General features: G+C 64.7%; 24 protein-coding genes and 3 tRNA genes. 18 read left to right on the top strand and 9 right to left on the bottom strand.

Translation table 11 applies throughout. From position 1 onward, the window contains the following. Positions 1-2: 2 nt before the first annotated feature. Positions 3-1229, top strand: coding sequence for an ROK family protein (locus M1D93_RS11190; protein WP_461171632.1), 1227 nt, complete (start codon positions 3-5; stop codon positions 1227-1229). A 117-nt stretch (positions 1230-1346) separates the two neighbouring features. After that, positions 1347-2126, top strand: a complete 780-nt coding sequence (locus M1D93_RS11185) for a CPBP family intramembrane glutamic endopeptidase (protein ID WP_461171631.1) — start codon at positions 1347-1349, stop codon at positions 2124-2126. Between the two features lie 135 nt (positions 2127-2261). Here M1D93_RS11185 and M1D93_RS11180 read toward each other — a convergent pair. Further along, positions 2262-2334 (bottom strand) — tRNA-Arg (locus M1D93_RS11180). A gap of 215 nt (positions 2335-2549) precedes the next feature. Between M1D93_RS11180 and M1D93_RS11175 the strand changes: the two genes are divergently transcribed. From M1D93_RS11175 to ettA, 3 genes are all read left to right on the top strand, one after another. Beyond that, complete coding sequence (locus M1D93_RS11175; RefSeq protein WP_461171630.1) at positions 2550-3110, top strand: single-stranded DNA-binding protein; 561 nt, start codon at positions 2550-2552, stop codon at positions 3108-3110. 121 nt (positions 3111-3231) lie between these two features. Beyond that, entirely contained in the window at positions 3232-3816 is a 585-nt protein-coding gene (locus M1D93_RS11170) for a DUF6993 domain-containing protein (RefSeq protein ID WP_461171629.1), read from the top strand. Positions 3817-3868: 52 nt separating this feature from the next. Next, positions 3869-5551 (top strand): energy-dependent translational throttle protein EttA, encoded by a 1683-nt coding sequence (gene ettA, locus M1D93_RS11165; RefSeq protein ID WP_461171628.1) that lies wholly within the window; start codon positions 3869-3871, stop codon positions 5549-5551. 100 nt (positions 5552-5651) lie between these two features. Here the strand turns inward: ettA and M1D93_RS11160 are convergent, their stop codons facing one another. Then, on the bottom strand, positions 5652-6632 hold the full coding sequence (locus tag M1D93_RS11160; protein ID WP_461171627.1) for an acyl-CoA thioesterase: 981 nt from the start codon (positions 6630-6632) through the stop codon (positions 5652-5654). 63 nt (positions 6633-6695) lie between these two features. Between M1D93_RS11160 and M1D93_RS11155 the strand changes: the two genes are divergently transcribed. After that, complete coding sequence (locus tag M1D93_RS11155; RefSeq protein ID WP_461171626.1) at positions 6696-7355, top strand: hypothetical protein; 660 nt, start codon at positions 6696-6698, stop codon at positions 7353-7355. A 51-nt stretch (positions 7356-7406) separates the two neighbouring features. Here the strand turns inward: M1D93_RS11155 and M1D93_RS11150 are convergent, their stop codons facing one another. After that, on the bottom strand, positions 7407-7859 hold the full coding sequence (locus tag M1D93_RS11150) for a globin (protein ID WP_461171625.1): 453 nt from the start codon (positions 7857-7859) through the stop codon (positions 7407-7409). A 2-nt stretch (positions 7860-7861) separates the two neighbouring features. Further along, the gene (locus tag M1D93_RS11145) at positions 7862-8545 is read right to left on the bottom strand and encodes a mechanosensitive ion channel family protein (protein WP_461171624.1); all 684 of its coding nucleotides are present in this window, start codon (positions 8543-8545) and stop codon (positions 7862-7864) included. A gap of 117 nt (positions 8546-8662) precedes the next feature. Between M1D93_RS11145 and M1D93_RS11140 the strand changes: the two genes are divergently transcribed. Further along, on the top strand, positions 8663-9655 hold the full coding sequence (locus M1D93_RS11140; RefSeq protein ID WP_461171623.1) for a Rossmann-fold NAD(P)-binding domain-containing protein: 993 nt from the start codon (positions 8663-8665) through the stop codon (positions 9653-9655). A gap of 41 nt (positions 9656-9696) precedes the next feature. Here the strand turns inward: M1D93_RS11140 and M1D93_RS11135 are convergent, their stop codons facing one another. After that, positions 9697-10170, bottom strand: a complete 474-nt coding sequence (locus tag M1D93_RS11135; protein WP_461171622.1) for an OsmC family protein — start codon at positions 10168-10170, stop codon at positions 9697-9699. Beyond that, entirely contained in the window at positions 10167-12746 is a 2580-nt protein-coding gene (gene pepN / locus M1D93_RS11130; RefSeq protein ID WP_461171621.1) for an aminopeptidase N, read from the bottom strand. Before pepN ends, M1D93_RS11135 begins: the two co-directional genes overlap by 4 nt. A gap of 167 nt (positions 12747-12913) precedes the next feature. On the opposite strand from pepN, the gene M1D93_RS11125 reads away from it, so the two are divergent. The 3 genes from M1D93_RS11125 to M1D93_RS11115 all read left to right on the top strand — a co-directional run bounded on the left by M1D93_RS11125 (position 12914) and on the right by M1D93_RS11115 (position 15441). Next, positions 12914-13930 carry a hypothetical protein gene (locus M1D93_RS11125; protein WP_461171620.1) on the top strand — a complete coding sequence of 339 codons (1017 nt, stop codon included), beginning with the start codon at positions 12914-12916 and terminating at the stop codon, positions 13928-13930. A gap of 78 nt (positions 13931-14008) precedes the next feature. Further along, complete coding sequence (locus M1D93_RS11120; protein ID WP_461171619.1) at positions 14009-14503, top strand: ribose-5-phosphate isomerase; 495 nt, start codon at positions 14009-14011, stop codon at positions 14501-14503. Then, entirely contained in the window at positions 14503-15441 is a 939-nt protein-coding gene (locus M1D93_RS11115) for an Fpg/Nei family DNA glycosylase (protein ID WP_461171618.1), read from the top strand. Before M1D93_RS11120 ends, M1D93_RS11115 begins: the two co-directional genes overlap by 1 nt. A gap of 73 nt (positions 15442-15514) precedes the next feature. Here M1D93_RS11115 and M1D93_RS11110 read toward each other — a convergent pair. Beyond that, positions 15515-15588, bottom strand: a tRNA-Gly gene (locus M1D93_RS11110). A 150-nt stretch (positions 15589-15738) separates the two neighbouring features. On the opposite strand from M1D93_RS11110, the gene M1D93_RS11105 reads away from it, so the two are divergent. The 6 genes from M1D93_RS11105 to M1D93_RS11080 all read left to right on the top strand — a co-directional run bounded on the left by M1D93_RS11105 (position 15739) and on the right by M1D93_RS11080 (position 20997). Further along, positions 15739-15813: transfer RNA gene (locus M1D93_RS11105), tRNA-Pro, on the top strand. Between the two features lie 81 nt (positions 15814-15894). Beyond that, positions 15895-17280: a trigger factor gene (gene tig / locus M1D93_RS11100; protein WP_461171617.1), complete on the top strand. Its 1386-nt coding sequence runs from the start codon at positions 15895-15897 to the stop codon at positions 17278-17280. Between the two features lie 256 nt (positions 17281-17536). After that, entirely contained in the window at positions 17537-18160 is a 624-nt protein-coding gene (locus M1D93_RS11095) for an ATP-dependent Clp protease proteolytic subunit (protein WP_461174997.1), read from the top strand. A 35-nt stretch (positions 18161-18195) separates the two neighbouring features. After that, positions 18196-18855: an ATP-dependent Clp protease proteolytic subunit gene (locus M1D93_RS11090; RefSeq protein ID WP_461171616.1), complete on the top strand. Its 660-nt coding sequence runs from the start codon at positions 18196-18198 to the stop codon at positions 18853-18855. 175 nt (positions 18856-19030) lie between these two features. Further along, positions 19031-20311, top strand: a complete 1281-nt coding sequence (gene clpX, locus M1D93_RS11085; protein ID WP_461171615.1) for an ATP-dependent Clp protease ATP-binding subunit ClpX — start codon at positions 19031-19033, stop codon at positions 20309-20311. A 71-nt stretch (positions 20312-20382) separates the two neighbouring features. Then, positions 20383-20997, top strand: a complete 615-nt coding sequence (locus M1D93_RS11080; RefSeq protein ID WP_461171614.1) for a mycothiol-dependent nitroreductase Rv2466c family protein — start codon at positions 20383-20385, stop codon at positions 20995-20997. A 348-nt stretch (positions 20998-21345) separates the two neighbouring features. Here the strand turns inward: M1D93_RS11080 and valS are convergent, their stop codons facing one another. Then, on the bottom strand, positions 21346-23967 hold the full coding sequence (gene valS / locus M1D93_RS11075; protein WP_461171613.1) for a valine--tRNA ligase: 2622 nt from the start codon (positions 23965-23967) through the stop codon (positions 21346-21348). A 355-nt stretch (positions 23968-24322) separates the two neighbouring features. Here valS and M1D93_RS11070 point away from each other — a divergent pair, with 355 nt between their 5' ends. Both M1D93_RS11070 and M1D93_RS11065 read left to right on the top strand, forming a co-directional pair. Further along, on the top strand, positions 24323-24475 hold the full coding sequence (locus M1D93_RS11070; RefSeq protein WP_461171612.1) for a hypothetical protein: 153 nt from the start codon (positions 24323-24325) through the stop codon (positions 24473-24475). A gap of 158 nt (positions 24476-24633) precedes the next feature. Then, positions 24634-25392 carry an SDR family oxidoreductase gene (locus M1D93_RS11065; RefSeq protein ID WP_461171611.1) on the top strand — a complete coding sequence of 253 codons (759 nt, stop codon included), beginning with the start codon at positions 24634-24636 and terminating at the stop codon, positions 25390-25392. Here M1D93_RS11065 and M1D93_RS11060 read toward each other — a convergent pair. After that, entirely contained in the window at positions 25389-26399 is a 1011-nt protein-coding gene (locus tag M1D93_RS11060) for an endonuclease/exonuclease/phosphatase family protein (RefSeq protein WP_461171610.1), read from the bottom strand. The two genes, M1D93_RS11065 and M1D93_RS11060, sit on opposite strands and share 4 nt — an antisense overlap. Positions 26400-26445: the final 46 nt, after the last annotated feature.

Here is a 26445-nt window from a genome sequence, read left to right as displayed (position 1 = left end):
CCATGGCGACCACGGCAACGGCGACAGCGTCCGACGCCGCCACCCCAGGGAGCATGGGCGACGTGCGCCGGAGCAACCTTGCCCTTGTCCTGGGCACAGTGGCACAGTCCCCGCCCGGGTTCCACCTGACCCGGGCGCAGATTGCAGCAGCCACGGGGCTCACCAAGGCGTCCGTGTCAAGCATTGTGCTCGACCTTCTCGAAGCGGGCATTCTGCACGAAATTGGCCTGAACCCCCAGGGCGAGCGCGGCCGGCCGGGCGTCGGACTGGAATTGAACCCCGCGCGGGGCGTGATGGGGATGGAAATCAACGTCGACTACATAGCTGCCGGCGCCACCAGTCTTTCCGGGGTTGTGGTGGTGCAGGAGATTCGTGAACGGAACAACCGCGACACTGCAAGTGCGCCTGTGATGGCTGCCCTCGCTTCGTTGGCCGGTGAGGTCCGGGCGGCGGCCGCGGCCAAGGGCATGGAGGTTCTGGGCGGAGGACTGGCCGTTCCCGGACTCGTGGATGCCGGCTCTGCAACTGTCATCACTGCCCCCAACCTGGGTTGGGTGGACGAAAAGCTGGACGTTGCCCAGCTGCTACCCGGCTTGCCGTTGGGTGTCACGCTCTTCAATGAGGCCAATGCTGCTGCCCTGGCTGAACTGGCCCACGGTCCTCACGGCAAGCAGGACTTCCTCTTCATCTCCGGCGAGGTGGGTGTTGGCGGCGGGCTGGTTATCAGGTCGGAGCTTTTCACGGGCCCGGAAGGGCATGCGGGGGAGGTGGGCCATATTGTGGTCGACCCTGAGGGCAGTCCATGTTCGTGCGGTGGTACGGGCTGCCTGGAGACGATAGCCGGGCAGGACGCGATTTTTGCCGCCGCGGGAATTGAAGGAAAGCGGCAGGCGAGGTCGGAAAGCATGTCCGCCCTGGTGCAGGCGCTCGCTGCGGAGAAGCCGGACGCAGTGCTGGCCGTGCATCGCGCCGGGCGGTCACTGGGCGTCGCGATTGCCTCCACGTCACGGGTTACCAACATCAGGGCCGTTGTGCTGGGCGGGCACTTCGCAGTCCTTGAGCGCTGGCTGCGTCCGCCGCTGGTCGAAAGCCTGGCCCGGTACGCCCCCGGAAAAGTACTCCCGGAACACATCACCACCGCCGCGGTGGGCGAGGGCGGGGCCCTGCTGGGTGCCGCCGGCAGCGTGGTCCGTTCCCTCCTGGAAGCGCCGCACCGGCTGCACTCCTAGCGTCCTGCGCCGGCACTGGCGGGCAGGGGTGCCGGCGCGGACAATGGGAGCACGTTGCAGTGACTGTTCGGAGCCGTCATGCGCCGATCCACGGGCTGGCTAAAACACCATAGGCTTTTGGCTTTCTTTGTCCTGACTTACGCGATTTCCTGGGCGTCGTTGCCCGCTTATGCGTCAGGGCTGCTTCCCCGTATGGAATTCCTGCCGGTCGGTCCGCTGGCCGCGGCGATGATCGTCATCGCCCTGGCCGAGGGCCGCGCCGGTTTCCGCACCTGGGGACGGCGGCTCATACGTTGGCGCGTCGGGTGGGTGTGGTACGCCGTGGCGCTTCTCCTTCCCGGCGTGCTTGTCCTGGCCGCGGGGCTCATCACCATGGCGCTCGGGGCCTCCGCCCCGGGCCTGGCACAGCTGACGTGGAGCGGGCTGCTGACCGTTTTTGCGGTCCGGCTGGTCAATCCGCTGGACGGGCCCCTGGGCGAGGAACCCGGGTTCCGCGGCTACGCCCTCCCGCTGCTCCAGGTGTCCCGTCCTCCGCTGTTGTCCGCAGGTATTCTGGGCGTCCTCGTGGCCCTGTGGCACCTGCCGCTGGTCCTCTTTGGCGGGCTAAGCCTGATCGGACTGCCGACGACGTTTGCCATCACCTTCCTCTACGTGTGGCTTTTCAACCGCACGGACGGCAGCGTGCTGCTGACGCTCCTGTTCCACAACAGCCAGGGCACGTTCACCATGGGTTCCTTCGGCTTCACCGGAGCCGCAGCCGTCCGCGTGGAATTGATCTACTTCGTCGTCGTCGTTCTCGCGGTTCTGGCAACTGTGGTGCTGGACCGCGGGGCCTGGCGCAAGGCACCCCGCCGAGCCACCGCGGGTGCTTTTCCCCTCAGGAGGCGCCCCATGTAAAGGCGGCTGGCCGCAGCGGGAATGAAGCGGAAACCCGCCGCCAGACTTGAGCTGGAGCAGATGCACGTGAGGCGTATAGGAAACCAGAAGCGGCCCTGGCTTGCGTCTCCGCAGGCCAGAGCCGCTGTCCAAAGGTGCCCCAGGAGGGAATCGAACCCCCGACCGGCGGATTAGAAGGCCGCTGCTCTATCCCCTGAGCTACTGAGGCAATGGTTTCGGAGTCGAAATCCGGCACCTCAAAAAGTTTACATTGCCGGAAGTCCCCGCGCTTTCAGGGACATGGAGCGCCTGACTTTTCCTCCACATGCCGATCCGGATGCTGGTTGTGCACATAGCGAGAGTACGCCCTGCTCCCGGGGTCGTTGCAGGCGGGATGCTGGTCTTGCCTGCTAGGGCATCACCACATGAAGACAGGACGTAAAGATGAGCGACACCATAACGATCCGGGGCTTCGTTGCCACCGAGATCAAAAGCTCCACCACACCAGGGGGAGTGGCCACCGCTTCTTTCCGCATCGGATCCAATTCCCGCCGCTTCGACAAGGAATCCGGCACCTGGGCCGATGGCCACACGAACTGGTTCACCGTCCAGGGCTACCGCCACCTGGCGGAAAGCATGGGTTGCAGCATAAGGAAAGGCCAGCCGGTCATCGTGGTTGGCAAGCTGAAGATCCGCAGTTGGGAAAGGGAGGGCAGGGTCTACTACTCACACGTCATAGATGCTGATTCCGTGGGCCATGACCTCACCTGGGGCACGGCCAACTTCATCCGGTCCTCCACAAAACCAATCCTGTCGCTCGTGGAGCAGGAGTCTCCCATCCACGGCGAACCCCGTTCCGGCGTGGACGGACCCTTCGACGAGCCGGAGGACAGCGAAGAGGACCTGGACGGCGGCGATCCTGCTGCAGCTTTCGTCGAAGACAGCAACGGCGACCTGGTCGCCCTGGACCTGGAAACGGGGGAACTCGCCGAATCCGGAGTCTAGAAATCCCCTCTATCAACGTCCCCCTTGGATCCCTTGGCGGGCAGGACCGCGGCACCCCCCGGCTGCGACCTGCCCGCCAAGGTTGTGAAACCGGTACCGGAGCCCATGGCAGAATGGCACCATGCGGACCAGCCCTGACCACCGGCAGAACACTACCGCCGGCGCATCATCTGCTGCTCCTCCCGAATCCAGGCAAGTTGCCGCACGCCGCGTGCTTGCGGCGATGACCTGCGCCGCGCTGGCAGCCGCCTTGTCCGGGTGCGTGGGCGGGGTGCAGGATCTCCAGCCCGGCGCGGCTGAGCCGGCAACTGCGGCGTCACCCGCAGCCGGGCCAGCAACCGGTCCCGGTGTCACAGAAACATCGGCTGCACCGCTGGCGGATGCCTCCGGAGGGCAACGGACTGACAAACCGGAGGCCGCCACGGAAACGGTCAAAAAGACCGTCACGGACGTCCTTGGCCGGCTGGCCGCGGGATCTCCCAAGCCCGCTACGGTTCAGGTGACCGAAGCCCTGACGGGAGCGGGAGTGGACCCGGCAGCATTGCAGGTTTCGCAGAGCCGGACCCCCACCGGCCTGGAAGCCGATGCCATCGAAGCCTCCGTGCTCCAGGGCAGCGACTGCGTCATCGGCCAGGTCCGCGACGGTGCCGTAACAGTGTCGGTCCTTCCGGTACTGGCTAGCGGCAAGTGCTTTGTAGGCTCCTGATCCTGGTTCCCCGAATGTGAGATATGCCCGCTAACCCATTAGATTTGGAAGCATGGCGGAATTTATCTACACAATGACCAAGGCCCGCAAAGCCGTTGGCGAAAAACTCATTCTTGACGACGTAAGCATGTCCTTCTTTCCCGGCGCCAAGATCGGTGTTGTGGGCCCGAACGGTGCCGGTAAGTCCACCATCCTCAAGATCATGGCCGGGCTGGACACCCCCTCCAACGGTGAGGCCCGGCTTAGCCCCGGCTACAGCGTGGGCATCCTCCTCCAGGAACCACCCCTGAATGAAGAAAAAACCGTCCTGGGCAACGTCCAGGAAGGCGTGGGGGAGATCTACGGCAAGATCCAGCGGTTCAACGAAATCTCCGAGGAAATGGCCAGCCCGGATGCTGACTACGACACCCTCCTCGAAGAGATGGGACACCTGCAGGAAGCCATCGACGCCGCGGACGCCTGGGACCTGGACTCCCAGCTGGAGCAGGCAATGGACGCGCTCCGCTGCCCGCCTGCGGACGCCGACGTCACCAACCTCTCCGGTGGTGAGCGCCGCCGCGTGGCCCTGTGCAAGCTGCTCCTGCAGAAGCCGGACCTGCTGCTCCTGGACGAGCCCACCAACCACCTGGACGCGGAGAGTGTGCTGTGGCTCGAACAGCACCTCTCCTCCTACGCAGGCGCAGTCCTGGCCGTCACCCACGACCGTTACTTCCTGGACCACGTGGCCCAGTGGATCGCCGAAGTGGACCGCGGCCACCTGTACCCTTACGAGGGCAACTACTCCACCTACCTGGAGAAGAAGCGGGCACGCCTGGAAATCCAGGGCAAGAAGGATGCCAAGCAGGCGAAGCGCCTCAGCGAGGAACTGGAATGGGTCCGCTCCAACGCCAAGGGCCGCCAGACCAAGTCCAAGGCCCGCCTCGCCCGCTATGAGGAGATGGCGGCAGAAGCAGACCGGACCCGCAAGCTTGACTTCGAAGAAATCCAGATCCCGCCGGGACCCCGCCTGGGTGGCCTGGTGTTGGAGGCCAAAAACCTGCAGAAGGGCTTCGAGGACCGGACCCTGATCGACGGACTGTCCTTCAGCCTGCCCCGCAACGGCATCGTCGGCGTTATCGGTCCCAACGGCGTCGGCAAGACCACGCTGTTCAAAACCATCGTCGGACTGGAGCCGCTCGACGGCGGCGACCTGAAGATCGGTGACTCCGTCAAGATCTCCTACGCGGACCAGAGCCGCGGCGGCATCGACCCCAACAAGACCCTGTGGGAGGTCGTCTCGGACGGCCTGGACTTCATCCAGGTCGGCCACGTGGAAATGCCCTCCCGTGCCTACGTTGCAGCTTTCGGGTTCAAGGGACCTGACCAGCAGAAGAAGGCCGGCGTGCTCTCCGGTGGTGAGCGCAACCGTCTGAACCTTGCCTTGACCCTCAAGCAGGGCGGAAACCTGCTGCTCCTCGACGAGCCCACCAACGACCTCGACGTCGAAACTCTTAGCAGCCTGGAAAACGCGCTGCTGGAGTTCCCGGGCTGCGCCGTGGTGGTCTCGCACGACCGCTGGTTCCTGGACCGGGTGGCCACACACATCCTGGCCTACGAAGGCGACGAGGAAAACCCCTCCAAGTGGTACTGGTTCGAGGGCAACTTCGAATCCTACGAGGAGAACAAGGTGGAGCGGCTGGGTCCGGACGCGGCCAAGCCGCACCGGGTGACGCACCGCCGCCTCACCCGCGACTGACACAACCGCAGCCGCCATCAGCGGCTAAGGCAGCAGGCAAAAACAGGCCGGCACCCACGGGCGCCGGCCTGTTTGCATTGCCGGGGAGAAAGCTCCAAGGCTAGTCGCGGGAAGCCTTGCGGATCTGGTGCTCCAGCACCTTGGACTGGAAGGCGCCCACCACCTTGTTCTTCAGGTCGGTGGGCACGCGGACCATACCTTCCTGCGCCACCGAGGCCACGTGCTGACCGGCCTGGTTGAAGATCTTGCCGGTCGCCAGTCCGCGGGCACCCTGTGCACTTGGTGACTCCTGGACATACAGCAGCCATTCATCCACCCGTGCGGGCCGGTGCCACCACATCGCGTGATCCAGGCTGGCAACGTTCATTCCCGGAGTAATCCAGCTCAGCCCGTGGCGGCGCAGGATGGATTCCAGCAGGGTGTAGTCACTGGCGTACGCAAGGGCAGCGCGGTGCAGGTTGGGGTTGTCCGGCATGGGGCCAAAAGTTTTCATCCACACGGCATTGCGTGCTTCCCGCTCACCGTTCGCTGACACGTACAGCGGCGGATCAACGTGCCGGATGTCGAAGGGCCGCTCATACGCCCAATGCCGCGCCACGGGATGGTCGAACTTTCCCAGCAGGTCAGCCGTGCTGGGCAGCGACTCGGGGTCGGGAATACCGCTCGGCATCACGGATTCGTGCTCGACTCCTTCGTCCTCGCCCTGGAAGGAGGCGATCATCGACAGGATGGGCACGCCTTCCTGGTAGGCATGGACACGGCGGGCTGAAAAGGACCGGCCATCACGGAGTCGCTGCACACCGAAGGTGATGGGCTTGTTGGCATCACCCGGACGAAGGAAATAACCGTGCATGGAATGGACAAACCGGCTTGGATCCACCGTCCTGATGGAGGCAATGAGTGACTGCGCCAGCACCTGGCCGCCAAAGACCCGGTGATGGGGCTGCTGCTGCGACGGGCCCAGGAAGATGTCCTCGTCCGTCCGGGCTCCCTCCAGCTCACCGAGGTCAAGAAGGGAGATGAGCGATGAGGTGGGGTCACCGCTGGGGAGCGCCAGGAGTCCGGCGTCGGCTTTAGTCATGGTTCGACTCTAGACGGCACCCCGGCACTGCTCAACAATGGTGCAGCCGGTAGTGTTCTTGGTGTGTCTGATCTTCTCACCTCGTCCTTCCGCTTCGTCGATCCCCGCGATCTCGCCGACCTGAAGACCTTCGCCACCCGCGCCAAATCCATTGACGACGGCGCCATCCGCCTTCAGGCCGCAGGTTCCGTCCTTGCCGCCTACGTCTGCGTGCTGCGGCCGCGCGTGCTGGGTGAATCAACTCCCACCATCCTCGGACTGCGCACGATGGCGCTGGCGGAGGAGTCAGGCACGGACGTCACGGTGCCCCTCGCAGCGGTTCTGGACCGGCTCGCACGGGCAGGGGAGGACGACGTCGAGCTGCCGGTTCCGCCGTCCACCGTCACCGAGTCCTGGACCGGGGTCGGCGCCCCCAGGAGCGGGTGGGAGCTGCTGGGTTTACGCAGCGATGCAGCGCTGCGGCAGGCCGCAGAGGCCGGCATGGCAGAAGTGGCCGGAATTGTCCCCGATAAGCCGGGCGCGCTGATCGTCAACAACGCCCGGGCGGCCGTGTGGGGCAGGGAACTGGATGACTCCGGCGTGCCGGCAGGAGCAGCCTTCGCAGCCCTGGCCCTGGGTTTCCTCGCAGACGGCGACCAGAAGCTCTACCGCGCCGGCCGCTGGTTCCGCCTCACAGGTCCGCGCGGGCACGTCCTCGTCCGGACAGGAAGCGCACTGCTCTGACCCCGGAATCGCAGCACGGCAGCAACACCGGGGCTGCCGCACGTCATGGGGTCATTGCCCGGCCGGGCTGTTCACCATCGACAACGCTGCCCGCTCCATGTAGTCCCAGAGGGTTCCCTCGTACAGGGGCGGGAGTTCCAGCGCACCCACAGCGGCACGCATATGGAACAGCCAGCGGTCCTTGGCCTCCGGCGTCACCTTGAAGGGCATGTGGCGCATGCGCAGCCGGGGATGGCCGCGCTCTTCCCCGTACGTGGTGGGCCCGCCCCAGTACTGCTCCAGGAACATGAGGAACCGGCGCTTGGCCGGCGCCAGGTCCTCTTCGGGGTACATCTGCCGCAACAGCGGATCCGCGGCCACGCCGTCGTAAAAGACGTCAATGAGCTTGACGAAGGTTTCGTGGCCGCCCACGGCGTCGTAGAAGTTGTCGGTGTAGCCGGGCTGGCTGAACGGATCGTTCTGCATCAGCTGGCGGGGCCGCTGCGGTTCGATGGGGATGGTCATTGCTAGTCTCCGGCCTTCTGGTCCGTCTTTTTGGGTTCGGCGTGATCGGTGCCCTGGTCCGTGGTCCCGTCCGGCAGCTCGTGCAGCGGCACGTAGTTGCCCTGCGAACGGTTGCCGACGCGGAGGATTTCGCCGTTGCGGAGGTACCAGATGGCGCCGTCGTCGGACCGTACGCGGGTGATGCGCAGCCCCATGGACTCCACCACACCCACAACCTCGCTGGTTTCGATCACGTCGCCGATTCCGTACTGGTCTTCAATGGTAATAAAAATTCCGGCCAGGAAGTCCCGGATCAGCTGCTGGGCACCAAAACCGATGGCCACACCCAGGATGCCCACGCTGGTGAGGAGGGGTGCGATATTGATGTCAAGGTTCTGTAGGACGTACATGCTGGTGATGACCACCACCAGCACACCGACGATGCTGTTCAGCAGGGACCCGATGGTTTCAGCGCGCTGCACCCGACGTTCATGGTCCAGTGCCCGCAGTGCCGGCGCCGCCCACTTGAACGTCGGCCTCTTGAAGAAATTGCTGCCCGCCGCCACCCGTGTGGTGATGCGGGAGATGACAAAAGTGGCAACCAGCCAAACGGCAACGCCCACGCCGAGGCTGATCACGATGCCCGTGATGCTGATGCCGTCCGGCTCGGTGGTAGCGGAAGGAATGATTGACAACATACTGACCATAGGGGGGAAATACTCCTGGGGTTCCCCGGCGGCGCCGGGATGCGGGGCCGGAGCGCCGGTTACGCCCGGCGCGGAAGGCTCTGTTCTCCTTCAACCCTAGCGCCGTAGCGTAGCGGGATGCGCATTCTTGTCCTGGGCGGAACCGCCTTCCTGTCCGCAGAAATAGTCCGCCAGGCAGTCGCCCGGGGGCATGAGGTAACCTGCCTTGCCCGCGGTTCGGCTGCTGATCCGCCAGGGGGAACGGCGTGGGTGAAAGCCGACCGGTCGCTGGGCGCAGAAGCCTACGAGGGCGTTGAGGGGGAGTGGGACGAGGTCATCGACGTCGCCCGCGATCCGGTGCCCGCATCAGCAGCGCTGGACGCCCTCCCAGGCCGGGCGGCCCACTGGACCTTCGTTTCCAGCTGCTCCGTCTACGCCGATGCCTCGGTTCCCGGCGCCGCCGAGGACGCCGCCCTCCTCCCGGCGCTGCCGCCGGGGACTCCTTCAACCCCGGAAAATTATGGTGAATCCAAAGCCGCCATCGAAGCGGCAACCCTCACGGCGGCCGGCGGGAAGGCCCACCTGTGCCGGGCAGGCCTGATTGGGGGACCAGGTGACGGCTCGGACCGCTACGGTTACTGGCCGGCCCGGTTTGCCAGGGACACCACCCCGGTCATCGTTCCCGCTATCGCCGGCCACGCGACCCAGGTCATTGACGTACGGGACCTTGCCGCCTGGATCCTGCTTGCCGCGGAGCAGGGGACCACCGGAGCGCTGAACGCGCTGGGTGACCAAGTCCCCTTTGGGCAGTACATCAGCGCGTCCCGCCACGCTGCGGGCCATCGGGGAAAAGTGGTCCCCGCGGCCGAGGACTGGCTGGCGGCCCAGGGCGTCAGCTACTGGGCGGGCCCGGATTCGCTGCCGCTGTGGTTGCCGCCGGGGCATGACGGGTTCATGGCCAGGAGTAACAAGGCTGCGCTGGACGCCGGCCTGCGGATCCGGCCGTGGCAGGACACCCTGGCGGACACGCTGGCTGACGAACGCCGCCGCGGCCTGGACCGGCCCCGGAAAGCCGGACTGACGCCGCAAACGGAAGCACGGCTGGTCGGCACCCTGCGGCCCCGGGGGTGAGCTGCCAGGCAACGGCAACGCCACGATAGCCCTGGTGAGCGCTAAGCCGCCACCGTGACAGGGGCGTGCTCCACCGGGAAATTCACGCTGCGGGCGATGAAGCACAATTGGTTGGCCTCATGGTGCAGCTGCCCGGCCAGTTCCAGGTGACGCCCGTCCGCCATCGTCACCCGCGGGCGCAGCGTCACCCTCTCGAACTGGCCGCTGCCGTCCCGGTTCAGCTTCAGCAGCCCGGTTGCGTCGTCACGGTAGTCAGTGACCACGACGCCGTGCTTCACCGCCACATGCAGGAAGGACAGCATGTGGCACTGGGCAAGGGCAGCCAGGAGCAGCTGCTCCGGGTTGTAACGCTCCTTGTCGCCGTGGAAGGTGGGGTCCGCGGACCCCTTGAGGGCCGGCAGCCCCGGAATCAGGACGTCGTGGTCCCTTGAGTAGCCCCGGTACGACGACGTTCCCCCGCCCAGATTGCCGGTCCACTGGACAGTCAGTGCATAGCGGTGCTCGCTCAGCGTCACAATGCCGGCCCTGCCTCACCGGGAAGGACGTCAGCGGCGCGTGCGCGCAAGGCCCGTGCAACGCCGTCGCGGTTTTCCAGCATCATCCGCCGAAGCGCGGCGCTCTGCGGCGGGAGCGCGGCCAGGAAGCCGTCGGTACGGTCAACGGTGGCCTGGGTGGTCAGCAACGCCGGGTAGAGCCCGACGACGATCTGCTGGGCCAGTGCATGGGTCCGGGTTTCCACGATTCCCGGCACCGCCTGGAAGTACCTCTCCGCGTACGGCTCCAACAGGGACCGGTCCAGGACCCGCATGAAGCCGGTCACCGCCGACCCCTGAAGGGCATTGGAGAGCTCGCCTTTGACCACAATCGACTCCCAGGCTGCGGCCTTTGCCTCGGGGGTGGGGATCGCCGCTTTGGCCTGGGCGGCCGCGTTCTGGCCGCTGGAAGTGTTGTCCCGCTCAAGTTCGGCATCGATGCCGTCCTGCGCCAGCCGTCCGCCCACCACCAGTGACGTCAGCAGCTCCCAGCGCAGGTCCTGGTCAACACTGAGCCCCTCCAGGACCAGCGAGCCGTCGAGGAGGCCCGCCACTGTGTCCAGCTGGCTTCCACTGCGCGCCAGCAGGGCGAAGGATTTCACGAACTGCAGCTGCGCATCCGAGCCGCCCGGCACTTCCGACGCCAGCTCCCACAGCCGGTCTGCCGCAGCCACGGCCGTCGCCTCGCGGTGCTCCTCGGCGACGTAGAAGTTCAGGGTGGTGGCCAGCTGGCGGAGCTGGACCAGGATCACCGACGAATCGGATTCGGCCGCCACGTTGGCAAGGATCAGTTCCACGTAGCGCCGCGCGGGCGTTTCACCGTCGCGGGCGGCGTCCCACGCCGAGTTCCAGACCAGGGTGCGCGGCAGGCTCTGGCTGAAGTCCTTCAGGTGCGCGGTGGCGGTGGCAAGCGACTTCTCATCCAGCCTGACCTTGGCGTAGGCGAGGTCGTCGTCGTTGACCAGGATCAGATCCGGCTGCGCCATGCCCACAAGTGTCGGGACCTCTGTGCGCTCGCCGTCGACATCGAGTTCCTCGCGGTGCACGCGCTCGAGTTTCCCGGCGTCGTCCAGGTTATAGAAGCCCACCGCCAGCCGGTGCGGACGGATGGTGGGCCAGTCCTGGTCCGCGGACTGCAGGATTGCGAAGGAAGTCAGCCGGCCGTCGCTGTCCACGGCGAGATCCGGTTTGAGGGTATTGACGCCGGCGGTCTCCAGCCATTGCCGGCCCCATTCATCCAGGTCGCGGCCGCTGGCCTTCTCCAGCTCCACCAGAAGGTCGGTCAGTTCTGTGTTCTGCCAGGAATGTTTGGCGAAGTATTCCCGGACCCCGGCCATAAACTGCTCCGGTCCCACCCAAGCCACCAGCTGGCGGAGGACAGAGGCGCCCTTGGCGTAGGTGATGCCGTCGAAGTTCACCTCGACATCCTGGAGGTCGTTGATCTCAGCGAAGATCGGATGGGTAGTGGGCAGTTGGTCCTGGCGGTATGCCCATGACTTTTCCACTGATGCGAAGGTGGTCCACGCGCTGGTGAACGCCGTCGCCTCGACAGCGGCGAGGTGGGACATGTACTCGGCAAACGACTCGTTGAGCCACAGATCGTTCCACCAGCGCATGGTCACCAGGTCGCCGAACCACATATGCGCCAGCTCGTGAAGGACGGTGATGGCCCGGCGTTCGATCTGCGCGCCGGTGACCTTGCTGCGGAAGACATAGCCTTCGAGGATGGTCACGGCCCCGGCATTTTCCATGGCGCCGGCATTGAACTCCGGAACGAAGAGCTGGTCGTACTTTTCGAAGGGGTAGGGGCAGCCGAACTGCGCCTCGAAGAATGTGAAGCCCTGCCGGGTCAGCTCGAAAATGTTTTCCGCGTCGAGGTACTGCATCAGCGACTTCCGGGCGAAGACTCCCAGCGGAATGACCCTGCCGTCAGAGCTGACCACCTCGCTGCGCACGGACTGGTACGGCCCTGCAATCAGGGCGGTGACATAGGAGGACAGCCGCGGGGTGGGGGAGAAGGACCACACGGAGCGGGCACCGCCGTCGTCCCCGGGGGTGGTCTCAACGGGCACGGGGGTGGGGGAGTTGGAGATGACATCCCAGTGCGAGGGCGCAGTAACAGTGAAGGTGAAGGCTGCCTTCAGGTCCGGCTGCTCGAACACGGCAAACATCCTGCGTGAATCGGGAACCTCGAACTGCGTGTAGAGGTAGACCTCGTTGTCCACCGGGTCCACGAACCGGTGCAGCCCTTCGCCGGTATTCATGTAGGGGGCATCTGCCACGATGGTGAGCTCGTTATTCTCCGCGAGCTCCGGCAACTGGATCCGAACTCCGTCAGATACGGCGTCCGGATCAAGGGTGCGGCCGTTGAGGCTCACACTGTGAACGGCGGCAGTGACAGCGTCAATGAACGTGGAGGATCCCGGCTTCGCGCTGAACTTCACCGTGGTGGTACTGCCAAAGACCTTTCCGCCGCGGGTCAGGTCCAGGCTGACATTGTAGGACTCGACGGAGATCAGTTCGGCACGGCCGCTGGCTTCAGCGCGTGTCAGATTCATACCTGGCAAAGTGGGCCTCCAGAAGAAGTGCGTCTGCCGGCTGGCGGTGCCCAGCGGCGGCACTGCTCATTCTTGCATTCCTTTACCGCGGAACAAGTAGCGCGGCTCACGGTGGGTATGGACAGTGGTGGGAAGTCATTGGCCTGCGGCGGGAGTAGCGTTAAAACATGGGGAAGTTCATGGAGTCGGTGGACACCAAGGCCCTGCGTTTCGTGACGGGGTTCCCGGTGGTGGTCGGAGCCGCTTTCGTGGCCTGCGCTTTTTTGCTTCGGCCGGAGCTTCCTGAGCCTCTCGCCATCCGGTGGACTGACGACGGCGGCGCTGCGTTCGCGCCCTTTGCCGCCTATGTCACGGTGGGCGCCCTGATGATTGTTGCCGCCGGCTGGCTGGTTCTCTTCCAGGCGCTGCCGGTCAGCAGGCCGGTGCCCATGCGCCGGATCATGATGGGCGCCGGGCTGTTCCTGTGCCTCTTCGTTGCCACCGCCCTGGCTGCCGGACTCGTTGGCCAGACGGGCCTGGCGGACGCCCGTGAGTCGCGGGTGGACCTCACGGTCCTGGCGCTCGGAAGCGGGGCCGCCGTGTCCCTCGGCGTGATTATGGCCTTCGTCTACAAGGCGGACCAGCAATGGTCCCCCGACGACGACAGGGCCCTCCAGCTTGCCATCGCCAGGGAGCTCGACCCTGACCTGTCGCGGGACACTATCCGGCTCTGGGTCCATGCCCGCAGCTCGGTCTTTGTCATGATCGGCATTGCCTCGCTGTTTCCGGCTGCACTGATTGCCATCGCCGTGCCTTGGCTCGGAGTGTTGCTGGTGGTCCTTGCCGTCGTCGGGGCGGCCTTCCTCTGTGCCCGGATCAAGGCGGACAGGCGCGGGCTCAAAGTCCTGCTGGCCGGCGTCGTGCCCGTGATGGATGTCCCCGCAGGTGCCATTTCGGCGGCCAGCGCAGCGGATATCCGCGCCGCCGACTATGGCGGCTGGGGCTACCGGCACCACAGCGGAACCGCCGCCATGCTCGTCAGCAGCGGCCCCGCCGTCGTGGTGAAAAAGACCGATGGGCAAAGCCTTGCGGTCAGCGGCGGGAGCCCCGCCTCCGCTGCGCGCCTGGCCGAGGTCCTCACGCGCGTGGCGGCGAGGGCCCGGGGCGGCAGCGGTCCGGCCGCCGCCGGCCAGCCGGAGTCCTAGTATTCTTGTCCGTGTTGTTGACCCCGGCCTGCACCCACCGTGCCGGCCGCCAGCGCCCACACCGAACGGATTTTGCTCGTGACTTCTTCCCCTGCCTTCCCGCGGGTACACATTGCCACCGACCACGCCGGCATGGAACTCAGCGCCCACCTGGTGACCCACCTGACCGCCAAAGGCTACGAAGTGGTGGACCACGGGCCAAAGGTCTACGACGCCCTGGACGACTACCCGTCGTTCTGCATCAACGCCGCCCTGGCTGTCGTCGCTGACCAGCAGGCCGGTGTCCACGCCTTGGGCATCGTGCTGGGCGGATCAGGAAACGGGGAACAGATTGCAGCCAACAAAGTAAAGGGTGTCCGGGCAGCCCTGGCTTGGAACCACGCCACCGCCACCCTCGCCCGCGAGCACAACGACGCCAATGTGGTGGCCGTGGGCGGGCGCCAGCACACGGTGGAGGAAGCAACGGAGCTGATCGAAGCCTTCCTGGCGGAGCCCTTCAGCAACGATGAGCGCCACGTCCGCAGGATCGGCAAAATCGCGGCCTACGAAACGACCGGCGAGGTCATCGAGTAGTGCCGGAAGGGCATACCCTCCGGCGCCTGGCGCGGCAGTTCGGGGACGTTTTCGGCGGCCAGCGGCTCGCTGTGTCCAGCCCGCAGGGCCGGTTTATCGGGGGAGCCGCGCTGCTGGACGGGCACACCCTTGTTGCTGCGGAGGCCCACGGAAAACACCTGTTCCTGCACTTTGACCACGCGCTGGTGCTGCACGTCCACCTGGGCCTCTACGGGGCCTGGACCTTTGGTGGAGACAGCACTTTCGCGGGGTCTTCCAGCATTGGTGCCCCGCGCCGGGTGGGGGAGCAGGAAACGTTCGGTGGCGACGATGACTCCGGTGGGTATGCCGGCCCGCCGGATCCGGTGGGGGCCGTGCGTGTCCGGATTGTGGGCAGCAACGGCTGGGCGGACTTGAGGGGTGCCACTACCTGCGAAACCATCACCGTTGCCGAGGCCGACGCCGTGCTGGCCCGGTTGGGCCCCGACCCGCTGGTCAACCGCCGGGGCGACGCCGGCCGTTTTACCGCGAATCTTCAAAGCCGCAAAACACCAGTGGCTGCACTCCTGATGGACCAGAAGATCATTGCCGGAGTGGGAAACGTGTACCGCGCGGAGGTCCTGTTCCGGCGGCGGCTCGATCCGTGGCTGCCCGGCAGCGACATTCCGGAGGCCGAGGCACGCAAGCTGTGGCGGGACGTCGTCTCCGTGATGAGCGACGGCGTCTCCGACGGCAGGATCATCACCACGACGCCCAGGTATTGGTCGGGAAACGGCAAGAGGGCAACGGCTTCGGCCGACGCAGCCGGGCTTAGGAGCGACACATTCCCGGCCAGGGAGAACGCGCACTTTGTCTATAAACGCAACGGATTGCCGTGCCGGGTGTGCGGCACCACCGTGCTGATGGCCGAACTGGTGGCGCGCAAGCTCTACTGGTGTCCGTACTGCCAGCAGTCCTAGCAATACCAAGCGGACACCCCCGGGTTAGCGGCGTAACACAAAAAGGCCCCTCTGTGGGGGGCCTTTTTGTTCTTGGAGGGGACGACGGGAATCGAACCCGCGTAATCAGTTTGGAAGACTGAGGCTTTACCATTAAGCTACGTCCCCGTAAGAAGTCCGACTGTCAGGCCGTGAGGTCTGGCAGGCTGGCAACTTCGGGCTGGCTGTTCAAGCCGGATACAACTAAACCTAATTCATGGGCTACGTGTCAAATGTGCAAACTTGGCGCGTATGACCGTAGACTTGCCTGTGCACTTACGGGGTGTAGCTCAGCTTGGCTAGAGCGCCTGCTTTGGGAGCAGGAAGTCGCAGGTTCAAATCCTGTCACCCCGACTCTGCGGCCCGGACCAGTCGGCCTGGACAAAACATTGCGTTTGCAGAAATCCATCCCACAATCCCAGGAGTACTTAGACCGTGAAGAGCGCTGTCGAGAACCTCACCCCCACGCGGGTCAAGCTCAATGTTGAGGTCCCCTTTGAGGAATTGAAGCCCAGCATCGACTCGGCCTACAAGACCGTTGCTTCGCAGATCCAGGTCCCTGGCTTCCGTAAGGGCAAGGTCCCCGCAAAGCTGATCGACCAGCGCGTCGGCCGCGGCTACGTCCTGGAGACGGCCATCAACGAAGGCCTCAACGGCTGGTACCAGGCTGCTGTCCAGGAATCCGGCATCCGTCCCCTGAGCCGTCCCGAGGTGGAGATCACCGAAGTTCCGGACCCCACCTCCACCGATGGTGAACTGAAGTTCCACGCCGAGGTTGACGTCCGCCCGGAGATCGAGCTTCCGGACTACGCCGGCATCCAGGTCGAGGTTGCTGCTGCGCAGTCCTCTGACGAAGACGTTGACAAGGCCCTGGACGAACTGCGCGGCCGCTTCGGCACGCTGAAGTCCGTGGACCGTCCTGCTGCCGACGGCGACTTCCTCACCATCGACATCACGGCCACCATCGACGGCGAAGAGGTTGACTCTGCTGCCGGCCTGTCCTACCAGGTTGGCTCGGGCACCATGCTCGAAGGCCTCGACGAAGCCGTGACCGGCCTCAGCATCGACGAGGACGCCATCTTCAACACTACGCTGGTGGGCGGCGACCACGCCGGCGAAGAAGCGCAGGTCAAGGTAGCCGTGAAGGCCGTCAAGGAGCGCGAACTTCCTGAAGCCGATGACGACTTCGCCCAGCTGGCTTCCGAATTCGACACCCTCGCCGAGCTCCGCGAAGACCTCGCCAAGCAGGCCGCGGATTCCAAGGTTGTGGAGCAGGGCGTTGAAGCCCGCGACAAGGTCCTGGACAAGCTCGTTGAGCTGGTAGAGGTTCCCGTTCCGGACTCGGTGGTCGAAGAGCAGCTCGAAGCCCACTTCAAGGAGGGCAACGGCCACGGTGAAGGCGAGCACGACACCGAGGAGCACCGTGAAGAGGTCCGGGCCAACACCGCCCGTGCTTTCCAGAACGAAATCATCCTGGACGCCATCGCGGAAAAGGAAGAAGTCAACGTCAGCCAGAACGAGCTGATCGACTACATCGTCACCACTGCCAGCCAGTACGGCATGGACCCCAACCAGTTCGCCCAGATCATCGATCAGAGCGGCCAGGTCCCCATGATGGTTTCCGAGGTCCGCCGCCGCAAGGCGCTGGCTGTTGTCCTCGGCCAGGCCACGGTAACCGACACCGAGGGCAAGGCCGTTGACCTCAGCGACTTCGTCCGTCCCGGCGGCGAAGAGGAAGCTCCCGCCGTGGAGACCGAAGAGGTAGTAACCGAAGCACCCGAGGCTGCTGTTGAGGAAGACAAGGCAGAGGCCAAGGCCTAGTACCTTTTCTCGGCGCAGTACCTGCTGTAAGGCTCACGTGAACGGCCCCCGGATCAGTTGATCCGGGGGCCGTTTGCATTGGCCCGGGCCTGTCATTCACACGCGGCCTGTTGATCGTGCGCCGTCAGCGAACAGCCCACGGTGCGCGAACAAAACGTCAGTGAAACCGGTTAGTGTCCAAGTAGTGATTTTCAGTGATGTCACCGTCACCAGCGAGAGGTAAGTACATATGTCACAGCACGCAGAGGCCCCCCGGATGGCTACTGTCGATCCTGCAGCCCAGGACAACTACATCTACAACCGCCTCCTGAAGGAACGGATCATCTGGCTGGGCTCAGAGGTGCGTGACGAGAACGCCAACGCCATTTGCTCGCAGCTGCTGCTCCTGTCTGCGGAGAACCCGGACAAGGACATCTACCTCTACATCAACTCCCCGGGCGGCTCCGTCACGGCCGGCATGGCGATCTATGACACCATGCAGTTCATCCCCAACGACGTCGTCACCGTCGCCACCGGCCTCGCCGCTTCCATGGGCCAGTTCCTGCTTTCCTCCGGCACGAAGGGCAAGCGGTACGCCACCCCGAACGCACGCGTCCTGATGCACCAGCCCTCCGGCGGCATCGGCGGCACGGCATCGGACATCAAGATCCAGGCCGAACTCATCCTTCACATGAAGAAGGTCATGGCTGAGTTGACCGCCGAGCAGACCGGCCAGACCGTGGACACCATCCTCAAGGACAACGACCGCGACAAGTGGTTCACTGCCACGGAGGCGCTGGAGTACGGCTTCTTCGACAAGATCGCCGCGCACGCCGGTTCCGTGTCCGGTGGCGGCGGCACCGCCAACGGCACCTCCGGCGATACTGCCTCGCAGAACTAAACCGGCACAAAACACTTAGATCAGGAGCAATGAACATGAACTACAACTTCGGATCGACTGCCGGTAACCTTCCGAACAGCCGTTACGTACTGCCCCAGTTCGAGGAGCGCACGCCGTATGGCTTCAAGCGCCAGGACCCGTACACCAAGCTCTTCGAGGACCGCATCATCTTCCTCGGCGTACAGGTGGATGACGCCTCGGCTGATGACGTCATGGCCCAGCTGCTGGTCCTCGAGTCCACCGACCCGGACCGGGACATCACGCTCTACATCAATTCGCCGGGCGGATCCTTCACCGCCATGACGGCCATCTACGACACCATGCAGTACATCCGCCCTGAGATCCAGACCGTGTGCCTGGGCCAGGCGGCCAGTGCCGCTGCTGTCCTGCTGGCGGCCGGCACCCCCGGCAAGCGCCTTGCCCTGCCGAACGCGCGCGTCCTGATCCATCAGCCGGCACTGTCCGGCGGCCAGGGCGGCCAGGCCTCCGACCTGGAGATCCAGGCCGCCGAGGTCATGCGCATGCGTTCCTGGCTTGAGGACACCCTGGCGCACCACTCGGGCCGGACGTCGGAGCAGGTCAACAACGACATCGAGCGTGACAAGATCCTGACCGCCGAAGAGGCCCAGGTGTACGGCCTGATCGACCAGGTCCTGGATTCACGCAAGATCAAACCGCAGGCCATCACCAGGTAGCGGTAAAGTAAGGCGCCGGTGGAGCCAATCATTTGGCTCCGCCGGCCTTTTCCTTCCACCCTCGGGAGCGAATGTGACCTAGAGTGGATGTTGTCACAACCGGTCCATGCAGGCTGGTGGAGATTCCAGCAACGGTGCAAGGCTGCCTGGCAGCAAGATACTAAGGGGTTCACATATGGCTCGGATTGGCGAGAGCACGGATCTGCTGAAGTGCTCTTTCTGCGGAAAGAGCCAGAAGCAGGTGCGCAAGCTCATTGCCGGGCCCGGTGTCTACATCTGTGATGAGTGCATTGAGCTTTGCAACGAAATCATCGAAGAGGAACTGGCGGAGGTTGCCGATCTTGGCAGCTTTGAGCTGCCCAAGCCCCGCGAAATCTTCGACTTCCTGCAGGAATACGTCATCGGCCAGGAGCCTGCCAAACGCTCCCTCGCCGTCGCCGTGTACAACCATTACAAGCGCATCCAGGCCGGCCACGCGCCGAAGTCGGGAAGCCTGGCGGAGGGCGGCCACCACGACGACGTCGAGATCGCCAAGTCCAACATCCTCCTTATCGGCCCCACCGGCTGCGGCAAGACCTACCTGGCCCAGACCCTCGCCCGCCGCCTGAACGTGCCTTTCGCCGTAGCTGATGCCACGGCCCTGACCGAAGCCGGCTACGTGGGTGAGGACGTGGAGAACATCCTCCTCAAGCTCATCCAGGCCGCGGACTACGACGTCAAAAAGGCCGAACAGGGCATCATCTACATTGATGAGATCGACAAGATTTCCCGCAAGAGCGAAAACCCCTCCATCACCCGCGATGTTTCGGGCGAAGGCGTCCAGCAAGCGCTGCTGAAGATCCTCGAGGGCACCGTCGCCTCCGTTCCTCCGCAGGGCGGCCGGAAACATCCGCACCAGGAATTCATCCAGATCGACACCACCAACGTGCTGTTCATCGTGGCCGGTGCCTTTGCCGGGCTCGAGGAGATTATCGGCTCAAGGTCCGGACGGAAGGGGATCGGCTTCGGCGCACCGCTCAATGACGCCAGCAAGAAGATCGATTCCTATGGTGAGGTGATGCCGGAGGATCTGCTGAAGTTCGGACTTATCCCCGAATTCATCGGCCGGCTGCCCGTGATCACCACGGTGTCCAACCTGGACCGTGACGCCTTGATCCAGATCCTCTCGACGCCCAAGAACGCGCTGGTGAAGCAATACCAGAAGATGTTCCAGATCGACGGCGTGGAGCTGGTGTTTGATGACACTGCCCTGGATGCCATCGCGGAGCAGGCGCTGGAGCGCGGTACCGGTGCCCGCGGCCTGCGCGCCATCATGGAGGAAGTGCTGCTTCCCGTGATGTTCGACCTGCCCAGCCGGGAAGACGTAGCCAGCGTCGTGATCACCGAGGACGTCGTCCTGAAGGGCGCGGAGCCAACCATGATCCCGCACGTCACCAAGCGCCGGAAGTCTGCCTGACAACCTTGCGCAACACACCGTCAGATGCGGCTGCCCCCTGCGCGGCCGCCTGCCCCTGAAGGAGTAACCCTATGACTGACACTGCACGGAACAAGGCGGACTTTTGGTTCGATCCGCTTTGCCCCTTCGCGTGGATCACCTCGCGCTGGATCGGCGAAGTGGAGGGCGTCCGCGACATCGAAACCGTCTGGCACGTCATGAGCCTCGCCGTCCTGAACGAGGGCCGCGACTTGGAACCCGCGTACCGCGAGTCCATGGACAACGCCTGGGGCCCGGTGCGCGTCATCATCGCCGCGCAGCAGGAACACGGACAGGAAGCGGTCAAGGGCTTGTATGACGCCATGGGCTCGCTGATTCATGAGCGCGGCGAGAAGGACCGCTCCCTCGTGATCACCAAGGCCCTGGCGGAATGCGGTCTTCCCGCCGAACTGGCAGCCGCCGCCACCACGGACGCCTTCGATGGCCAGCTGCGCGCAAGCCACGAGGAAGGCATCTCCCTGGTAGGCCAGGACGTCGGAACACCTGTGGTGGCCTTCAACGGAACCGCGTTCTTCGGACCGGTCCTCACCCGCATCCCGCGCGGCGACGAGGCCGGCAAGCTGTGGGACGCCACCACCGCCCTCGCCTCGTACCCGCATTTCTTCGAACTCAAGCGCAGCCGCACCGAACGGCCCGAATTCAGCTGAAAAACTGATCCAGCCCGCCGTCCGGGCAGAACACAGAGAGCCCCGGTAGAACTACCCGTTTGTAGTTCTACCGGGGCTCTTGCGCTTGCAGGTTGGCAGGACAAGAATGGTCTTTACCCACTTCGAAAGAAGTGGGACGCAGAAACCAAAGATTCAGTGATATGTCTTCGACGCAGCCATCGGCAAAGTCAGAAGCAAGCTACCAGTGACGAGGTAGGAAGACCTGAAGATCCGAGGATTCTGCCAGACCATCAAAGACGTCACCTGTATGGCCGAAAAGTCGAAGCCCCACCAACGGCAAAACGCTGATGGGGCTTCCCCTTTGCCCTGAAACGGGCAGCAGTAAGGTCAAGCCTGGGCAGGCTCCTCCGTGGCGGCCAGGGCGACGTCGCTGACAGCCAGGTCCCCGTCGCCTACCAGCAGGGTGATTTCCCGGGCATTCGACGCGGCCTTCAGGTCGGCGAGCCCCGCCTTCAGCTGGGTGGTGAGGGCTTCGGAAGCCGTGATGGTCGCCGAGAGAACCTCCGTGCGCTGCTTGACCTTCGCTTCTGACTTCGCCTTGCGGACACCACTAAGGGCAACACCAACGGTGGCAAGCATCGTGGTGTCACCACCGGGGACGTCCAGCGGTGCGGGCCACTGGGCGCGGTGGACTGAACCGGTGCGCCACCATCCCCAGACCTCTTCGGTGGCAAAAGGCAGGAACGGCGCGAACAGCCGCAGCAGGGTGTCCAGGGTGGTGGCCAGTGCTGCGAGCACCGAAGCCTGTTCGCCCTCGCCCGCGGCGCCGTAGGCCCGGTCCTTGATGAGCTCCACATAGTCATCCGTGAACTGCCAGAAGAAGGTTTCCGTGATCTGCAGTGCGCGGGCGTAATCGTAGTTCTCGAACGCCTTGGTGGACTGGGCCACGACGTCCGCGAGCTGGGCAAGGACCGCCCGGTCCAAGGGGTTGGACAGCACGGACAGGTCGGAGGACAGCACCGATGCCTCCGTGGCGCCGAGGTTCAGCACAAACTTTGAGGCGTTCAACAGCTTGATGGCCAGGCGGCGGCCAATCTTCATCTGGGCAATCTCGTAGGCGGTGTCTGCCCCGAGCTTGGCCGAGGCCGCCCAGTAGCGGACAGCATCGGAGCCGTATTCCTCCAGCACATCGGTGGGAACCACCACGTTGCCCTTGGACTTGGACATCTTCTTGCGGTCCGGGTCCAGGATCCAGCCGGAGATAGCAGCGTGCTTCCACGGCGCACTGTTCTCCAGGGCATCGGCACGCACCACGGAGGAGAAAAGCCAGGTCCGGATGATGTCGTGGCCCTGGGGCCGGACGTCAAAGGGGAACACCTTGGCGAACAGGTCCTCGTCGCGCTTCCAGCCGCCCACGATCTTGGGCGTCAGCGAGGACGTGGCCCAGGTGTCCAGGATGTCGGCGTCGCCGGTAAAGCCGCCCGGAACATCGCGCTGGGCTTCGTCGAACCCGGGAGCAGCGTCTGCTGCCGGGTCCACGGGAAGTTGCCCGTCGGACGGAACGATGGGGGAGTCGTAGTCCGGGTTGCTGTCGGAGTCCAGCGGGTACCAGACGGGGATGGGCACGCCGAAGAATCGCTGGCGGGACACCAGCCAGTCACCGTTGAGGCCGGAAATCCAGTTCTCGTACCGTGAGCGCATAAAGGCGGGGTGGAAGTCGATCTCGTGCCCGCGGGCGATGAGCCGCTCCCTGCGGTCCTCGTCGCGGCCGCCGTTGCGGATGTACCACTGGCGGGAAGTGACCACTTCAAGGGGCTTGTCGCCCTTTTCGTAGAAGTTCACGGGGTGCATGATCTTTTTGGGCTCGCCGTCGAGCAGGTCGGCAGCGGTGAGGAGCTTCACCACTTCTTCCTTGGCGCTGAAGACCGTCTTGCCCGCAATCGCGGCGAAGGCTTCACGGCCGATGTCAGTGGTGATCCATTCAGGGGCCTCGCTGACGATCCGGCCGTCCCGGCCCACGATGGCACGCGTGGGAAGCTGCAGTTCGCGCCACCAGGTGACGTCGGTCAGGTCACCGAAGGTGCACACCATCGCGATACCGGAGCCCTTGTCCGCTTTGGCAAGCGGGTGCGCCTTGACCTCAACCTCGACGCCGAACACGGGGGACGTGACCTTCTTGCCGAACAGCGGCTGGTACCGTTCGTCGTCGGGATTCGCCACCAGCGCGGCGCAGGCCGCGAGCAGTTCGGGACGGGTGGTCTCAATGTAGATCCGTTCCCCGTCCTCGGTGAAGAACGGGTAGCGGTAGTACGCTCCGGCCACCTCGCGGTCTTCCAGTTCGGCCTGGGCCACTGCCGTGCGGAACGTCACGTCCCAGAGCGTGGGTGCTTCAGCCATGTAGGCGTCGCCCGCGGCGAGATTGGCCAGGAAGGCACGCTGCGAGACCGCACGAGAGTTGTCGTCGATGGTGCGGTACGTGAGGTCCCAGTCCACGGACAGGCCAAGCGTCTGGAAGAGGTTCTCGAAGACCTTCTCGTCCTCGACAGCAAGCTCTTCACACAGTTGGATGAAGTTGCGGCGGGAGACGACGTCGAAGTCCCGCTGGTTCTTTGCAGGCTGCGCCGGCGGCTGGTAGTCAGCGTTGTACGGGATGGAGGGGTCGCAGCGGACGCCGTAGTAGTTCTGCACGCGGCGTTCGGTGGGCAGGCCGTTGTCGTCCCAGCCCATCGGATAAAAGACGTTCTTGCCGGTCATGCGCTGGTAGCGCGCCAGCACGTCCGTCTGCGTGTAGGAGAACATGTGCCCCACGTGCAGCGATCCGGAGGCGGTGGGCGGGGGAGTGTCGATCGAGTAGACCTGCTCCCGGGTGGTCTCCCTGTTGAACTTGTAGGTCCCTTCGGCCAGCCAGCGCTGTGTGAGGGCAGCTTCGAGGCCTTCGAGGGCCGGCTTGTCCGGAACGTTGATGGGGGCGGTGTTGGGCGTGTCTGTACCCTGATTGTCTTCAGCCATTTGCCAATTGTTTCATGGACGGGCTCTCCCGCCGGTCGGTTGCTGCTCGGGCGGACGGGGACCGAGTTGTGTGGGCGACAGAGCCCTATTGATCGCTTTGCTGGTTAGCCACGGCCATAACCGTCTCTACATGCCCGGCCGAACCGTTCACCACACCTCACGGATCTACCGCCGCGATCCCCTGAAGCTACTAGCCCTGTTTCTAACGCTATGACCGTCGCCGCAGTGATTGCTGGTACATCTCCTCCGGCCGCCGATCACGCTGCCGCGGGCGCAGCACCACGAGCGGGCAACGGCCGGACGCCGGGCTACAGTGGAAAAGGAACACGATCCACTAAGAGCCTGGGGGCAGCACATGAGCCATGAGTACATCCTGACCGACGATGACGCAGCACCTGCCGATGCCACCCATGCCCAGGACGTTCTCGAGCTCTCGATGCTGACCATGCCGCAGCCAGGCGCCTCCATCGTTGATATCTCCTGGGAGAAATCCCCGCTGGACCTGTAGTTTTCTGCAGCGATGTCGCTGCAGCACTGATTTTCCTTTTGCTGAACCTAACCGATCCGCAGGAGTCCGTTGACAACATTATTGAGTTTCCTTCGGAGCGGTTGTCGCCGTGCGTCACGGGGCGGCATCCTTCGGGCGCCTGCCGTTAGGGTGGTGCCATGACTCAGGACTTCCAGGAAAAGGCAGCTTTGGTGACCGGCGCGAGCAGTGGAATCGGGGAGGCAACGGTCCGCGCCCTGGCAGCGCAGGGGTGGAAGGTGTTCGCCGTGGCCCGCCGCGCGGAGCGCCTTGCCGCCCTCCAAGCCGAGACGGGCGCCGTCGGAATTCCTGCTGACATTTCCGAGGACGACGACGTGTCCCGGCTGCTTGCCGAGGTGACGGAAGCCGGGGGAATAGACACCCTGATCAACATCGCCGGCGGTGCTCGGGGAGCGGACACCATTGGCGCCGCAAGCACCGAGGACTGGGAGTGGATGTACCGGGTCAACGTGCTGGGCACCATGAAGCTCACCCGGGCATTCCTGCCGATGTTGCGCGCCCACGGCGAAGGTACCGTGCTGAACCTGACGTCCACGGCCGGCCTGGCTGCCTACGAGGGCGGGGGCGGCTACAACGCGGCGAAGTTCGCCCAGCATGCCATGACCGGCGCGCTGCGGCTCGAGGAAGTGGACCACAACCTGCGGGTCATCGAAGTGGCTCCCGGGCTGGTGTACACGGAGGAATTCGCCCTGAACCGGCTGGGCGACCGGCAGGCCGCAGAGAAGGTCTATCAGGGGGTGGAGAAGCCTCTCACGGCAGAAGATGTCGCGGAGGTGGTCCGCTACGCAGTGACTGCCCCGCACCACGTGAACCTGGACCAGATCGTCATCCGCCCGGTAGCCCAGGCCGCAAACCACAAACTGATCCGAAAGCGCTAGGAAAACCTGACACTGAGCGTTGCGACCACTGCCGCATGGTCGGTCCCGCGGATCCGGTGGACAGAGTAGTCCCGCCCGGCAATATCGGGGCTGGTGACCAGATGGTCCAGCGTGACGCCGGGGAGCCGATACACCCGCGTTGGCCAGGTAGGAACCAGACGGCTTCCCAGCGCCGACGCCACGTCCACCAGGTCCCGGCGGCCGGTGGTGCCCTCCAACAGGCTGCGGAACTCCCAGTGGTCATAGGTCGCATTGAAATCGCCAGCCAGCAGCAACGGCCCGGCACCCGAATCAATCCTGCCCAGTGCACTGAGGTCGCTGCGCCACTTTTCCACCGCGTCGTCGCCCACCGGCGCTACAGCGTGCACGGCCACCACCCGCAGGGTTGCGTCCCCGGAGTCGCCAAGGTCAAGGCGGGCAACCGGCATAGTGAACTGCGTACCCTGCAACGCGCCGGTCTCCCTCAATCCGAAGCGGGAATAGATAGCGCTCCCGCCCGCTCCGTCCTTGGGGCGGGAAACCCGGTGCGGAAGCAGTCCGTCCAGCCCGGCGGCGGACAGCCTGGTTGCCAGTTCCGGCGTGTATTCCTCCACCACCAGCAGGTCCACGTGCCGGTCGCGGACCAGGGCAAGGATCCCGTTTGCGTCGGCACCACCCACCTGCGCATTGATGGTCATGGCAACGAGCGTGGACGTGGTGCCGGCAGCTTCGGCGGCAGGTTGCCGGATGTCCAGCGGGAAAAGCCAGAATGACTGGCACGCAATCAGGACCAATACCGCAACACGCTGCCAGCGGCGCCGCCCCAGGAAGGCCAGGACCAGCGCCGCTGTTGCCGGCACCGCAAGCCACGGCGTAAAGGCCAGCAGCTGCACCACCAGTACCGGCCACTCCGCCGGCACGGCACGGAAGACTGACATCACCGCCACCGGCAGGGCCGCGGGAAGGAACAGCCACCTGGACACGGCTGCTACGCGCGTCCTCCGGGCGGGGCGGGCGGAAGCTGTCATGAGGCGAGTCTAGGCAACAGCGGGACCAGCGTCAGCCCTGCCGCAG

The sequence above is a fragment of the Arthrobacter sp. Z1-9 genome, assembly GCF_054792695.1.
This window is presented reverse-complemented; position numbering and strand designations above follow the sequence as displayed.